This is a genomic window from Candidatus Accumulibacter phosphatis (genome assembly GCF_000024165.1).
GTDB lineage: Bacteria > Pseudomonadota > Gammaproteobacteria > Burkholderiales > Rhodocyclaceae > Accumulibacter > Accumulibacter phosphatis.
The window spans coordinates 379,642-393,784 of record NC_013194.1; the positions used below are offsets into that span (position 1 = coordinate 379,642).

At 63.0% G+C, this 14,143-nt stretch carries 12 protein-coding genes; 8 read left to right on the plus strand and 4 right to left on the minus strand.

Going from position 1 to position 14,143, the window contains the following annotated elements; genetic code table 11:
• Positions 1–8: 8 nt before the first annotated feature.
• The 4 genes from CAP2UW1_RS01630 to CAP2UW1_RS24290 form a co-directional block, all read right to left on the minus strand.
• A complete protein-coding gene (locus CAP2UW1_RS01630; protein ID WP_041567651.1) occupies positions 9–263 on the minus strand; it encodes a type II toxin-antitoxin system PemK/MazF family toxin in 255 nt (84 codons plus the stop codon).
• Positions 264–483: 220 nt separating this feature from the next.
• Positions 484–1,041: a putative metalloprotease CJM1_0395 family protein gene (locus CAP2UW1_RS01635; RefSeq protein WP_012807126.1), complete on the minus strand. Its 558-nt coding sequence runs from the start codon at positions 1,039–1,041 to the stop codon at positions 484–486.
• An 829-nt stretch (positions 1,042–1,870) separates the two neighbouring features.
• A complete protein-coding gene (locus CAP2UW1_RS01640; RefSeq protein WP_012807128.1) occupies positions 1,871–2,158 on the minus strand; it encodes an addiction module antidote protein in 288 nt (95 codons plus the stop codon).
• Between the two features lie 31 nt (positions 2,159–2,189).
• Positions 2,190–2,459 carry a type II toxin-antitoxin system RelE/ParE family toxin gene (locus CAP2UW1_RS24290; RefSeq protein ID WP_412566850.1) on the minus strand — a complete coding sequence of 90 codons (270 nt, stop codon included), beginning with the start codon at positions 2,457–2,459 and terminating at the stop codon, positions 2,190–2,192.
• Positions 2,460–2,828: 369 nt separating this feature from the next.
• On the opposite strand from CAP2UW1_RS24290, the gene CAP2UW1_RS01650 reads away from it, so the two are divergent.
• From CAP2UW1_RS01650 to CAP2UW1_RS01680, 8 genes are all read left to right on the plus strand, one after another.
• A complete protein-coding gene (locus tag CAP2UW1_RS01650) occupies positions 2,829–6,704 on the plus strand; it encodes a DUF3683 domain-containing protein (protein WP_012807130.1) in 3,876 nt (1,291 codons plus the stop codon).
• 62 nt (positions 6,705–6,766) lie between these two features.
• Positions 6,767–7,552 carry a DUF3348 domain-containing protein gene (locus CAP2UW1_RS01655; RefSeq protein ID WP_012807131.1) on the plus strand — a complete coding sequence of 262 codons (786 nt, stop codon included), beginning with the start codon at positions 6,767–6,769 and terminating at the stop codon, positions 7,550–7,552.
• A complete protein-coding gene (locus tag CAP2UW1_RS01660; protein WP_012807132.1) occupies positions 7,549–9,423 on the plus strand; it encodes a DUF802 domain-containing protein in 1,875 nt (624 codons plus the stop codon). The genes CAP2UW1_RS01655 and CAP2UW1_RS01660 overlap by 4 nt, the downstream gene beginning before the upstream one ends.
• Entirely contained in the window at positions 9,423–10,067 is a 645-nt protein-coding gene (locus CAP2UW1_RS01665) for an OmpA family protein (RefSeq protein WP_012807133.1), read from the plus strand. Before CAP2UW1_RS01660 ends, CAP2UW1_RS01665 begins: the two co-directional genes overlap by 1 nt.
• Positions 10,060–10,797 carry a DUF2894 domain-containing protein gene (locus CAP2UW1_RS01670; RefSeq protein ID WP_012807134.1) on the plus strand — a complete coding sequence of 246 codons (738 nt, stop codon included), beginning with the start codon at positions 10,060–10,062 and terminating at the stop codon, positions 10,795–10,797. The genes CAP2UW1_RS01665 and CAP2UW1_RS01670 overlap by 8 nt, the downstream gene beginning before the upstream one ends.
• 229 nt (positions 10,798–11,026) lie before the next feature.
• Positions 11,027–11,176, plus strand: coding sequence for a hypothetical protein (locus tag CAP2UW1_RS25190; RefSeq protein WP_012807135.1), 150 nt, complete (start codon positions 11,027–11,029; stop codon positions 11,174–11,176).
• Positions 11,177–11,242: 66 nt separating this feature from the next.
• Positions 11,243–13,501 carry an SF1B family DNA helicase RecD2 gene (recD2, locus tag CAP2UW1_RS01675; protein WP_012807136.1) on the plus strand — a complete coding sequence of 753 codons (2,259 nt, stop codon included), beginning with the start codon at positions 11,243–11,245 and terminating at the stop codon, positions 13,499–13,501.
• Between the two features lie 145 nt (positions 13,502–13,646).
• On the plus strand, positions 13,647–14,105 hold the full coding sequence (locus CAP2UW1_RS01680; protein ID WP_049778629.1) for an HIT family protein: 459 nt from the start codon (positions 13,647–13,649) through the stop codon (positions 14,103–14,105).
• Positions 14,106–14,143: the final 38 nt, after the last annotated feature.

A 14,143-nucleotide genomic window follows, 5' to 3' on the forward strand; every position in this document is an offset into this window, starting at 1 on the left:
CCGATGCGTTACCGCGTCTCCGGCGGCTTCGCCGTTGCCTCGTAGCGTCCGTCCAGCGCGTTGCTCGCGCCAGAACACAGCGGAAGTCGAAACGGCGGCGTATCGCGTAGCTCACGGGTCAAAGGAACGACGGTCACCAATGGCCGCTCGACAAAGGGGTCCATCTGAATGACCAATAGCGTGCGTCTGTCGTCATCGCGCGGGCACTCCCCACCCGACCAGATCGCCGCGTCGTATCCGGTACCCAGTTCCGTACCGCGCACAAGCTGGCAGCCCGCAAGCCGGTGCGGCGCCTCGGCAGTCGCTCGGCATCGGCTGTTCGCATGACTTTGCTGCGGTCACTGACCAAGGCATCTTGGTTGCCGGCTGGATCTGATCTGAGCGGCGCTTCGGCCGGACGAGCGAGCCCCTCCACAGGCAGCTTGCCAACGCCTCACGCAGGTGCCAGCAACGATCGGCGACAAGAGACAGCAGACCTCGCCGTCAGGCGAAAACGCTGAATCCGGCCGATCGCGGACCGTCCGCCTGCGCCTGGTAGGCGGCTAGCGCGCCGCCGACGCGTGCGTCGGTCACCGACTGGCTCGCCGCGCTGCCCTGGCTGGCCAATTCCTGCCGTGCCGAGTCCTCCATCTTCGTCGCCAGGGCAGCGACCTTGCGGTCCTGTGGCGACGGATCGGCCGGCGCCAGAGCCGCGGCGCGAATCTGTTGCGCCTTGGCAATCGCTTCTTCCGGATCGCCACCAGAAGAAATGTCGATACTCACCTCGCCAGCCACAGCGTACCGCTGGTTGTCCGGGCCAAGCTGATAGGTGAAGGACGCGGCGCCGGTCAGGCCGGCGCCAGCCGCGATGTGCGCCAGCTCGTGCGCACGCACCTTTCGGTCGGTCGCCCGCAGCACTTCCACCTGCCGTTGTTCCTCGACCGAAAGGCCGTTCCGCACCGGGCTGCTCTTCTCCGCGTCGACCGGCCGACCGCCCCCGCGGTCGTCAATTGCGACCTCCGGCGAAAACGCTGCCTGCAAACGGGAGACACTGCTGATCACGAAAACCTCGAAAGTCAGACGCCGACCTGCAGACTATAGCCCCGGCAGCGCGAACTTTCCAGCCGCCGCGACCACGCGACTTCGGCCGCCCGATGCGAAACGTCTGCAACGGTCGTCGCTTCGCTCGTAGGCACTGCCGCACGCAGCGGCGAAGATACCGCAGCCGACACTCCTGCGCTGCCGGTCGACCGGTACCGCACGGTGCCACGCCGAGATTGCACCGCGCGACACGATGAGCGAGAGCGGCCGCCGAGCAAGGACTGATAGATCCCCGCCGCCCATTCGCCAACGACGACCATTGATCGGTCTGCGCCAGCGGATGCGCGAATGCACGGATGCACACAGTGGGCGTCCGCGGCCTGCACAGAGCACGCCGATCCAGGCGCTCGGCACACGCACCCGCCCTGCCCCTCGGCCAACCGGAATGGCTGGCCAAAGCGAAAAATTGGCAGGCAGGCGAGCGCCGCTTGACTCAGCAGACCGTGGCGCGAAGCGCCAGGACGCCACGCCATTCCTGGCGGGCTGCCGACTGTGGTGTCACTGATTGCGCCACGGCACCGCATGCCCGCAAATTTCGGGGACAGCATACTAAACTTATTCCTCAACAGGCCAAGGGCGAAAGGCGTCAATGCGTGTGTGTCGAGAAGGTGCGACAAGCAGCAGATCGAGTTCGATATGCTGTCCCCCAAACTCGCCCGACCACAAGGAGAACTCATGCGCCTTACCTCGGGAGCGCCCAACGTTCAGGGTGAGGAGCGTGAAGCGGCTTTGTCGCGTAGCGTCTCTTCGACCGCAGGATTGGGCATCGCGTTTTGGACTGGCAAGCAACTCATGAATGGATGGGAGAAGCGGAAAGCTTTACACCGAGAGCATGTAGAAATTTGCGCATTGTGTCATAGCGCGGCTTTGCGCCGGGAGTAAGCGCCTTGTAGAGGCTTTCCCGCCCAAGACCGGCGTCTTTGGCAAGTTGTGACATGCCACGGGCGCGAGCCACATCACGCACGGCAGTTAGAAACACATCAGGATTGGAATCTTCCAATGCGGCAGTAGTGTATTCTGCAATGGTTGCTTCATCGCCTAGGTACTCGACAGCATCGAACGGGAAAAATTTGGCCATGGTTAACTCCTTGTCCAAAGCCCGCGCCATTTCAATGGCGCGCTTGATGTCGCGCTTCTGTGAGGACTTGTCGCCTCCCAACAAACAGATAGAGCACCTCTCCACGACGGATGAAATAGACGCGATAGCCAGGACCGAAATGGATCCGCATTTCAGAAACTCCCGCGCCGACTGGTTCACAGTCTCCGAAGTTGCCATGTTCGGCAGAGCGGATGCGAAGAACTACGCGAGCACGGCCTATCTTGTCCGTCAATGCCGCAAGCCAGCTGTCAAATTCATCTGAGCGGTGAAAGGTGTTCATGTGGCCAAGTGTATCCACTCGGATACCGGAATGCAGCCGCCGCTGAATTGTCGATTCGCGGCACGTGGAGACCCCACGTGATGTCGCAAGCCATAAACTTCGAACATCTTTCAATTGAACAACACGCTGCGTGGCAGCACTATGCCATAGCACTGCCGGGAAGTACGTCCTTGCGAATGCTGGCACGGCATTGCCACAGCGACGCCGGAATCACTCCAGCAACCGGCCCATCCGCTATAGACAACAGCATGTCACCAAGCAGGGCCGCCCTCTATCCAAAGCCCGGCCGCTGATCGCGATGGCACCCCCGCTGTGATGCTGCACCGCAGTACGCTAGAATCCGTCCTTTGCCCGCAGCCGGGAGTACCGATGAACGCACGTCTGCGCGAGATCCCCTACAACTACACCTCGTTTTCCGACCGCGAAATCGTCATTCGGCTGCTCGGCGCGGAAAAGTGGGCGCTGCTTGACGAACTGCGCGCGGAACGGGTGACCGGCCGCTCGGCGCGCATGCTCTACGAGGTCCTCGGTGACATCTGGGTGGTGCAGCGCAACCCCTATCTGGAAGACGACCTGCTCGCCAACCGCGAGCGGCGGGTGGCCCTGGTCGGGGCGCTCCGCCACCGTCTGCGGGAAATCGAAAAGCGCCGCCAGGGCAACGACCGGGTTCGCGAGCTGCTCGGCGCTGCCGACGCAGCGGTCAATGCCTTCGAACGGCATTTCGCCGACACCGCGAAGCGCCGCGCCCGGGTCAGGAAAGTGCTGGCCAGGCACACGCGCCGCGACAACATCGCTTTCGACGGGCTGGCGCGCGTCTCGCACGTCACCGACGCAACCGACTGGCGGATCGAATACCCCTTCGTCGTCCTCCATCCGGACAGCGAGGACGAGATCGCGCCGCTGGTGCGCGGCTGCATCGAACTTGGGCTGACGATCATCCCGCGCGGCGGCGGCACCGGCTACACCGGTGGAGCCATCCCGATGACACCGCTCTCGGCGGTGATCAACACCGAGAAGCTGATCGACATCGGTGCGGTCGAGGAAATGCAGTTGCCGGGTTGTGATCGCCGCAGCGCGACGATTCGCACCGGCGCCGGCGTCGTCACGGCGCGCGTCTCGGAGGCTGCGACGGCGGCCGGCCGCGTCTTCGCCGTGGATCCGACCTCGGCGGAAGCCTCGTGCATCGGCGGCAACATCGCGATGAACGCTGGCGGCAAGAAGGCGGTTCTCTGGGGAACGGCGCTCGACAATCTCGCGTGGTGGAAGATGGTCGACCCGAGCGGTCACGAAATGGAAGTGACGCGGCTCGACCACAACCTTGGCAAGATCCACGAGCAGGAGGTCGCCCGCTTCGAGATCAGGCGCTTTCGCCGTGACGGCCGAACGCTCTACGGGCCGCCCGAAATCCTCGAGATTCCTGGCCACCGCTTTCGCAAGGCCGGCCTCGGTAAGGACGTGACCGACAAGTTCCTGGCCGGTCTGCCGGGGGTCCAGAAGGAAGGTACCGACGGCCTGATCGTCGCCGCGCGCTGGATTCTCCACCAGATGCCGCAGCACACGCGCACCGTCTGCCTCGAGTTTTTCGGCCAGGTGCGCGAGGCGGTGCCGGCGATCGTCGAGATCACCGATTACTTCAAGCCGGGCGGCGGCGGCCGGCAGGCCGGCGTGCTGCTCGCCGGCCTCGAACATCTCGACGAGCGCTACCTGCGCGCCGTCGGCTACGCCACCAAGGCCAAGCGCAAGGCGGAAACCGCCGGCCGGCCGAAGATGGTCCTGCTCGGCGACATCACCGGTGACGACGAGGCGGCCGTGATGAGCGCCGCCTCCGAGGTGGTGCGGATGTGCAACCTGCGCAGCGCCGAGGGCTTCATCGCCGTCGATGCCGAGACGCGCAAGAAGTTCTGGCTCGATCGCGCACGCACCGCCGCCATTTCCCGCCACACCAACGCCTTCAAGCTCAACGAGGACGTGGTGATCCCGCTGCCGCGGATGGGCGAGTACTGCGACGGCATCGAGCGCATCAACATCGAGCTCTCGATACGGAACAAGCTGGCACTCTGCGACGCGCTCGACAAACTGCTGCGCGGCGACCTGCCGCTGCATCGCGGCGACGCCGACCTCGACAAGGAGCTGCTGATCGGCGAGCGGCGGACGATGGCGCTCGATGCCGTCGCCGGAGTGCGGGCGCGCTGGCAGTGGCTGCTCGACAACCTGGATCTGCCGTTGACGGAAGCGGAGACGCAGTTCGCGCGCCTGGGCGTGCGCGTGGAAAGTCTGCGCAACCGCGCCGCCGAACCGACCTTGTTCCACCGCCTGCAGGATTACTCGTTGCGCGTGTCCTGGAAAAGCGAACTCAAGCCGCAACTCGAGGACATCTTCGACGGCGTCGTCTACCGCCCGGTTCTCGAACGCATCGCCGCCATCCACCGGGAGATCCTGCGCAGCCGGCTGTTCGTCGCGCTGCACATGCACGCCGGCGACGGCAACGTGCATACCAACATTCCGGTCAACTCCGACCACTACGAAATGCTGCAGACGGCCTATGCGGTGGTCGAGCGCATCATGCGGCTGGCGCGCTCGCTCGACGGCGTGGTTTCCGGCGAACACGGGATCGGCATTACCAAGCTCGAGTTCCTCAGCGAAGCGGAAATCCAGCCTTTCCGCGACTACAAGGCGAGGGTCGACCCGAGCGGTCGCTTCAACCAGGGCAAGCTGCTCCCCGGCGCCGACTTGGGCAACGCCTACACGCCCTCGTTCTCGCTGCTTGGTACCGAGTCGCTGATCATGGAGCAGTCCGAGATCGGCAACATCGCGACGATGGTCAAGGACTGCCTGCGTTGCGGCAAGTGCAAGCCGGTGTGTTCGACGCATGTGCCGCGTGCCAATCTCCTGTACTCGCCGCGCAACAAGATTCTCGCCACCTCGTTGTTGATCGAGGCGTTTCTCTATGAGGAGCAGACCCGGCGCGGCGTCTCGCTGCGGCATTTCGACGAGTTCAACGACGTCGCCGATCATTGCACGATCTGCCACAAGTGCGTCACGCCGTGCCCGGTCGACATCGATTTCGGCAATGTCTCGATCCGCATGCGCAATCTGCTGCGCGAGCAGGGCAAGAAGAAGTTCGTTCCCGCCAAGGCCCTGGCGATGGCCTTCCTGACGGTAAAGGATCCCGCGACGATCAAGCTCGTCCGCAAGCTGATGATCGACTGGGGCTACCGGGCGCAGCGCCTGGCGCACCGCCTGGCCAAGTCCCTGGGCCTGACCCGTGGCCAGACCCGGCAGCCGCCGGCAACGCTCGGGGCGCCGGCGCTGCGGGCGCAGATCATCCACTTCATCAACAAACCGATGCCCGCCGGGCTGCCCAAGCGCACCGCGCGCGCCCTGCTCGACATCGAGGATGACAAGGTGGTGCCGATCATCCGCGATCCGCAGAAGGTCGGCGCTGCCGATTACGACGGGGACGCCGTCTTCTACTTTCCCGGCTGCGGGTCGGAGCGCCTGTTCTCGCAGGTCGCGCTGGCCACCCAGGCCATCCTCTACGAGATTGGCGCGCAAACGGTTCTGCCACCGGGCTACCTGTGCTGCGGCTATCCGCAGACGGCCGCCGGCGAGGCCGACCAGGGCCAGACGATCACCACCGACAACCGCGTGCTGTTCCACCGCGTCGCCAATACGCTCAACTATCTCGACATCCGGACCGTCATCGTTTCCTGCGGCACCTGCATGGATCAGCTCGAGAAGTACCACTTCGAGCAGATCTTCCCCGGCTGCCGCCTGCTCGACATCCATGAGTACCTGCTCGAGAAGGGAATCCGGCTCGACGGCGTCGGCGGTACGCGCTACATGTACCACGATCCGTGTCACGCGCCGATGCGGACGATGCCGGGAATCAAGGTGGTCAACCAGTTGATGGGGCAGCCGGTCGATCTCTCCGAGCGCTGCTGCGGCGAATCGGGAACGCTGGCGGTGACGCGTCCCGACGTGTCGACGCAAGTGCGCTTTCGCAAGCAGGAGGAGATCGAGAAGGGCGCCGGCCGGCTGCGCGCCGATGGCTTCGCCGGCGAGGTCAAGCTGCTGACCTCCTGCCCCTCCTGCCTGCAGGGCCTGTCGCGCTACAACGACGATGCGGGAACACAGGCCGACTACATCGTCGTCGAGATCGTCAAGCGCCTGCTCGGCGAAGACTGGATGGCGCACTACTTGCAACGCGCGAACAACGGCGGTATCGAGCGCGTCCTCCTGTAAGGCCGGACGACTGTGGTCTGTGGAATCTCGAAGCGGCAAAACGAATCGTCAGGTATATTGGTATGACGCAAGCCGTGCCGCGTACAAATTTCAACAGATCAAAACTCGTTCGTCTTCTCGCCGACCTGTCCATCGTTGACATCGCCGAGTCGAAGCCGGATTTCGCCGAGAGACTGAGTCAATGGCTGGATTTGTCTGACGCCATCACGCTGCATGCGGTGCAGAACGCCGGCGCGGCGAGCTGGTCGGCAGCACCGTCTTGCGGGCAAGCTGTCGCCGCAGTCGCCATGGAAGAGGAATACGCTCGGGTACGCACGGCCCTGGTGAATTCGATCACAACGAGTTGTTCGTCTGCCATTGGCGAGACACGCATGAAGTTGCCCACGCCGGAACCCGACGCGACCATTGAAACTGCCGCTGCTTATCAGCTTGCCTACCAGCCTTTTCGTCGCCTCCATCTTGCCCAGCAAGCCAGCATGGAAGCGAGCGTTCGCGCATTGCGCAGCAGCGTTCGACGGGCGCTTGCGCGCGCTTCCGCACCGCTCAGGCAGCTTGCCGCCCTGGATGAGGCGCTGGACAACACCTTGTGTGTGCGTGAGCACCAACTGCTCGCAACGGTGCCCATGCTGCTCGAAAGGCGTTTCGAACAACTGCTCAAGGCGCATCAACAGCCGCTTGCGGATACTCGGCAGGCAGATTCCCGGGCCGCGCGGCCGCCCCCAGCGGAGTGGCTGTCAGTCTTTTGCAGGGAATTGCAGGGGATGCTGCTGGCCGAACTCGATCTTCGGTTGCAGCCGACAGCAGGGCTCATCGAAGCATTGAGGAACGAGGCAAACGAGGTCAAATGAATAGAGGCGTTTTCGCACTGGTCTTCCTGTTGGGGGCCATGGCTGTGGTTTGGGTAGGCGTTGGCTTTGTCGGCTCGAATGCGCTGGCCTTGGCAATGACGGCGATCATTGCTGCGGTCTATCTGTTCGGCGCGCTGGAAATACGCGAGTTTCGTCGCGCCACGGCAAGCCTGGCAATGGCGCTGGCGGCGATTCCCGACAAGCTGTCGAGCTTGACCGAATGGCTCGACCGCCTGCATCCGTCGCTCCAGAACCCCGTGCGTTTGCGCATCGAAGGTGAGCGTATCGGCCTCCCCGGCCCCGTCCTGACCCCTTATCTGGTGGGGCTGCTGGGGATGCTGGGGATGCTGGGGACCTTTCTAGGCATGGTCGTCACCCTCAATGGCGCCGTCTTTGCGCTGGAAGGCACCACCGACCTGCAGGCGATCCGGTCCGCGCTTGCGGCACCGGTCAAGGGACTGGGGCTGGCGTTTGGTACGTCGGTAGCCGGTGTTGCCGCGTCTGCCATGCTCGGCCTGCTGTCGGCGCTGAGCCGGCGCGAAAGGATGCTGACGGCGCAACTGCTGGACACCAGGATTGCAACCGTGTTTCGCGGGTTTTCGCTCACCCATCAGCGCCAGGAGACCTTTCGGGCGCTGCAGTTGCAAGCTCAGGCCCTGCCTGATCTGGTCGATAAATTGCAGGCGATGCTGGAGCAGATCGAGCGTCGGGACGAGCAGTGGCATGCGCGATTGCTCGCCAATCAGGAGAACTTCCACAGCGAGGCGAAGGACGTTTATACCCATCTCGCCGGCTCGGTCGAGAAATCGCTCAAGGACAGCCTGACTGACGGCGCGCGTGCGGCTGGCGAGACGATCCAACCCGCGGTGGAGGCCGCGATGACGGGCATAGCACGGGAAACGCAGCTGATGCACGCAAGAATGATCGATTCGGCGCAAATTCAACTCGACGGGTTTTCGGCGCGCTTTGGCGATACCGCCAACCGCGTCTCGGAGACGTGGTTGGCGGCGTTGGCAACGCACCAAAGCACAAGCGAGGGCGTGACCAGGGGAATGGACCGATCATTGGCGGCATTCACCACGACCTTCGAGCAAGGCACGGAGTCGCTTCTGGCCTCGCTTGGTGAGGCGTTGCGAACAGCGCTGGCGAATCAGGTATCCGGTGATCGGCAACGACTGGAGGGGTGGACACGATCGCTGGAATCGATGGCGGCGTCGCTGCAGCATGAATGGCAACAAGCGAGCGCGCAGACGCTTGCGCAGCAGCAGCGAATCTGTTCGGCGCTCGAAGAACCCATGACACGACTCCTGGAAACGGCCTCGGAAGCGCCCCGCGCCGCCGCCGAAGTGATTGGAAAACTGCGCCAGGAAATGACCAACAGCATGGCAAGGGACAACCAACTACTCGAGGAACGCAGTCGAACGATGGAAACGCTCAATTCGCTGCGCGCTGCCATGGATCATGCGTCTACCGAACAGCGGGCAGCGATCGACTCGCTGGTGGCTTCTTCCGCGACGCTGCTCGGCAATGCCGGCAGCCAGTTTGCCGAACTGGTCGCTGCACAATCGGCCAGGCTGTCCGACATCGCCGCGCACGTCACCAGCAGCGCCGTCGAAATATCGAGCCTGGGCGAAGCGTTCGGTTTCGCCGTGCAGTCGTTCAGTGAAGCCAACGAGAAATTGATTGCGAATCTGCAGAGAATCGAAGTCTCGATGGATAAATCGACGGCAAGAAGTGACGAGCAACTCGCCTATTACGTGGCGCAGGCACGCGAAATCATCGATCTGAGCATCATGTCGCAACAGAAGGTCGTCGAGGAATTGCGCCAGATCACCGGCAAACAGGCGACCACGACGGATCAGGCAAGCTGATGGATAACGGTGACGCCGGCATGGAGCAGACGGCGCCGGTATGGGCCGTCTTTGGCGACCTGATGTCGGGCTTGTTGGGCGCTTTCGTGCTGATACTGGTTGGCGTGCTGGGTGTCCAGCTCGAGCTGGCGACCCATCTGGAAGCCGAAGTGCAAAAGCGGCAGATGGAAGAAAAGCGCCGCATGGCACTGGAAAAGGCCTTGGCCATTCCGCTGGCGACAGGGCGGGTGACCTTGAACAACGGACGCATTGGCATCAGCGGCAGTGTGTTGTTCGCCTTGAACTCGGATCAGCTCCAACCCGCTGGTCGCCTACTTCTGAAGAGCCTGGTCGCGCCCTTGCGCGTCTATCTGGGGGAGCGCGATGAGCTGTTGATGGTCAGCGGGTTTACTGACGATGTGCCGATTCAGCATGGCAACAGTCGCTTCGTCGACAATTGGGAACTGTCGGCCCAGCGCGCGTTGACGGTTACCCGTGCGTTGATAGACGAAGGGATGCCGTCATCGTTGATCTTCGCGGCGGCTTTCGGTACGGAGCAGCCGGTGGCATCCAACGCCGACGACAGAGGGCGGTCTCAGAACCGGCGCGTTGAAATGGCGCCGGTGCCCAAAGCCTCGAATGTCAAAATTCCGGCCGATGGCTGAGGCCAATCGCGGCGGAGTCGCGCAGTCAGTGGCGGAGCGGGCCATTGATCCCGCTATGGAAATCGCTGCGTTGCGCCTGACCGGTGCGGATCGTCTGGACCCCGTACGCTTCCATTTCATCGAAGCGCTGGCCAGGCGATCGCGCGGGCAGCGGGGAGAGGTCAAACGTATTCTCGACGGCAAGCTGAGAGAAGCGCTGGCGGCTTATCGGCGACGCTTCGAACGCACGCAGGACGATGCCAGGGAGACGATCGCTCGTGCAGGGGAGCACGATCGGGATGTTGCCGACGAGCTGCAGCGGCTTTTCGTCGCCGGTGATTTCAGCGGCGTGAGTCGATACGTCACCAGGCTGGCGAAAAGCGACCCGCAGGTGTCCCTGGCGGACCTTGCGCGCCACCTGGCGCAAGATTCGCCGGAAGATGTTGATGGTGGCCCGGCAGGAAACATCGAATCGCGTGCCGAGCTCAAAGCCATGCGCTATTTCAGAAACACCTGGTCGAGACTCAGCGTCGATAGGCAGGTGACGCAAGCGATCGAGCAGGGCCCGGAGAATGCCGGTCCGCTCAATTCGCACAGGCTGGTGCTGCGTTCACTCGCCTTGATGCGGGATATCTCGCCCGACTATCTGAACCGGTTTGTGTCTTATGTCGATACCTTGCTGTGGCTCGATCAAGCGGACGGGAGACACCGGCCAAGGCCAGGAAAACAGCTCACGACGAAAAGAAGATAAAGGGGCGTGCGGTCGATCGCTGAGATGCTTCTTGCCACCCTGGCCTCACCGTCCGAGGTCACCTTGCCGCTGACGAAGTTCAGCACACGCTTGAAACCGTCTGGCGGCGTTACGTGCGCCTCGGCGTTGCCCGGCCTGCCGCGGTGCCGCCTGAGTGGCGTATGCTCTTGCCTGCCAGGTGGCTGTCGCTGCAATCGTGGCGGTAACTTCCGAACGAAAGGATTGACCCTTGAGCCCTGCGAAAATCAATGAACTCTTCGACACCCTGCGCGCGGCGTATGCCCGCCAGTTCGGCTTCAATCCACGGCACCTTACCCTGGCGCCGTGGCACGTCGAACTCGAAGAGAGCAGGCTGGCGGCAAGCCTGGCGGGTCGCTAGCGCCAGTTTGCTGCGGCATGTCGCCGGCCAGATCGCAGCGCGGACCTCGCCTGACGGCAAGGCGTCATGTCTGACGCCCCGGCAGGCGAACTCGATCGCCTCGCCGGGCTGGTGGAACGGGTTACCTTCCACAACCCGGAGAATGGCTTCTGCGTGCTGCGCCTGAAGGTGAAGGGGGAGCGGGAACTGATCACCCTGATCGGCCATACGCCGATCGTTTCCCCCGGCGAATACGCCGCCGCTTCCGGGCATTGGGTCACCGATCGCGAGCATGGCCGGCAGTTTCGTGCGGTCTTCGTGAAGATTTCCCCACCAACCACACTGACGGGCATCGAACGCTACCTCGGTTCGGGGATGGTCAGAGGCATCGGCCCGATCTATGCGGGCAAGCTGGTCAAGTCGTTCGGCGCGGCAGTCTTCGATGTCATCGAACAATCCCCCGAACGACTGCGGGAAATTCCGGGCATCGGCGCAGTCCGCGCGAGCAGAATCACCGCCGGCTGGGCCGACCAGAAGATCATCCGCGGCATCATGGTCTTCCTGCACGCGCATGGCGTGTCCACTGCCCGCGCCGTGCGCATCTTCAAGACCTACGGCCAGGGCGCCGTCGACGTCGTTCGCGAGAACCCTTACCGCCTGGCGCAGGACATTCGGGGCATCGGTTTCCTCTCAGCCGACACGATCGCCCAGAAGGTCGGAATCGCCAAGGATTCTCCGCTGCGCGCGCAAGCCGGGATCTCGTATGCGCTCACCGAAGCTTCGGCTCAGGGTCACTGCGGTTTGCCGTATGCCGAACTGGTTCCCCTGGCAGTGAAACTGCTCGACATTCCGGAATCCATCATCGAAACGGCGATCGCTCAGGAAATCGCCGACGAGGTGCTGGTGCCGGACACCGTCGAGGGTCAGCCGAGCGTCTTTCTGGCTCCCTTGTACTACGCCGAGCAGTCGCTTGCCGCCCAGGTCCGCCGCCTCACGACGGCTGCCTCGACTCTGCCTGACTTCGCTGCCGACAAGGCGATTCCCTGGGTCGAGCAGAAGCTCGCCATCGAGTTGGCCGACAGCCAGAAGGAGGCAATTCGCCTTGCCTTGTCTGCGAAGCTGCTGGTGATCACCGGCGGACCCGGAGTGGGCAAGACCACCCTGGTCAATTCCATTCTGACGATCATGAGCGTCAAAGGCGTCAAGCCGCTGCTCTGCGCGCCAACCGGCCGGGCGGCCAAGCGGCTTGGCGAATCGACTGGGTTGGAAGCGAAGACCATCCATCGCCTGCTGGAAGTCAATCCGCTCAATGGCCAGTTCAAACGCAACGCGGACAATCCCCTCGAATGCGATGTGCTGATTGCCGACGAATGTTCGATGATCGATGTGCCGCTGGCCAACCAGCTCCTCAAAGCTGTCGCCACTTCGACAGTGATGATTCTGGTCGGCGACGTGGATCAACTACCCTCTGTCGGCCCCGGACAGTTCCTGGCGGATCTGATCGACTCCGGTAGCGTGCCCGTCATCCGGCTGACCGAAGTGTTTCGCCAGGCGGCGAGTTCGCGCATTGTGCGGAGTGCTCACCAGATCAATCGGGGCGTCTTTCCCAGTCTGCCGGGCAAGGGCGAAGCTTCGGATTTCTACCTCGTCGCCGCCGAAGAGCCGGAAGTCATCGCGCAGACCGTCGTCGATCTGGTGCAGACGCGCCTGCCCCGGAAGTTCCATGTCGATCCCGTTCGTGACATCCAGGTGCTCTGCCCGATGAACCGGGGAATCACCGGCGCCCGTGGCATCAACCAGGCCTTGCAGGCGGCGCTGAATCCGCCCGGCGAACACAGTGTGGACAAGTTCGGCAATCGCTTCAGCGTCGGCGACAAGGTCATGCAGATCGAGAACAACTACGACCGCGACGTCTTCAACGGCGACATCGGTTTCGTCACTGGCATCGATCGAGACGACGAGGAGCTTGCCGTGACCTTCGACGGTCGGGTGGTCACCTATCCGTTTGGCGAACTCGATGAACTGGTCCTCTGCTACGCAACGACGATCCACAAGGCCCAGGGCTCCGAATACCCGGTGGTGGTCATGCCAATTTCGACCCAGCATTACATGATGCTCAAGCGCAACCTGATCTATACGGGAATCACACGCGGCAAGACGCTGGTCGTGCTGGTCGGCCAGAAGCGGGCCTTGGCCATGGCGGTCAAGGGGAAGGAGGTGGAACGGCGCTGGTCGAAGCTGAAAGAACGCCTTTCGATGCCAGGCAAGTGCTCGTGCGATGTCGGCGATGCCGCCGTCGCCGCTGACGTGGACGGTCACAGCGTTCGCGAACGGCGTCCCGTTTGACGCAGGCGAGGTCAGCCAGGAGGAGCCGGAAGCCGGCCAGGCCGAGGCGCGGAAGCTTACTGGCTGCCGCTGTGACCTATTTCCTTACGCCTGGCAGTTGGCGCCGCTTATTCTGTGCGTCAGGACGGCGCAACGGCGCCACAAAATGAGTAAGGAGCAGGCAGTGAGTGAGAGTGATCTTGACGATTTCGATGATTGCGTGCTTTGCGGAGCGCCCGGTGGCGAGGTGGTGTGGGAAAGCGCCTTGTGCCGTGTGGTCATGGTGGACGACGCGGACTATCCTGGATATTGTCGAATCATTCTGCATCGCCACTTGCGCGAGATGACGGACCTGCCGGAGAAGGAAAGAACACAGCTGATGAACGTGGTTTTCGCCGTGGAGCGTGCCGTTCGCTGCCTGTACCAGCCGGACAAGATCAACCTGGCGAGCTTGGGCAACATGACGCCACACGTTCATTGGCATCTGATTCCACGCTGGCGGGATGACAGGCACTTTCCATTTCCCGTCTGGGCGGCGCCCCAGCGGGCAAATTCTCCTGGTCGCAGGCTCGTGGATGGGCGGCAACTGGGTGATGGAATCATCGCCGCCCTACGCAGTACGTAGTCAATACACCGTGAAGAGCGGTGGCCGAGGAGTGAAAA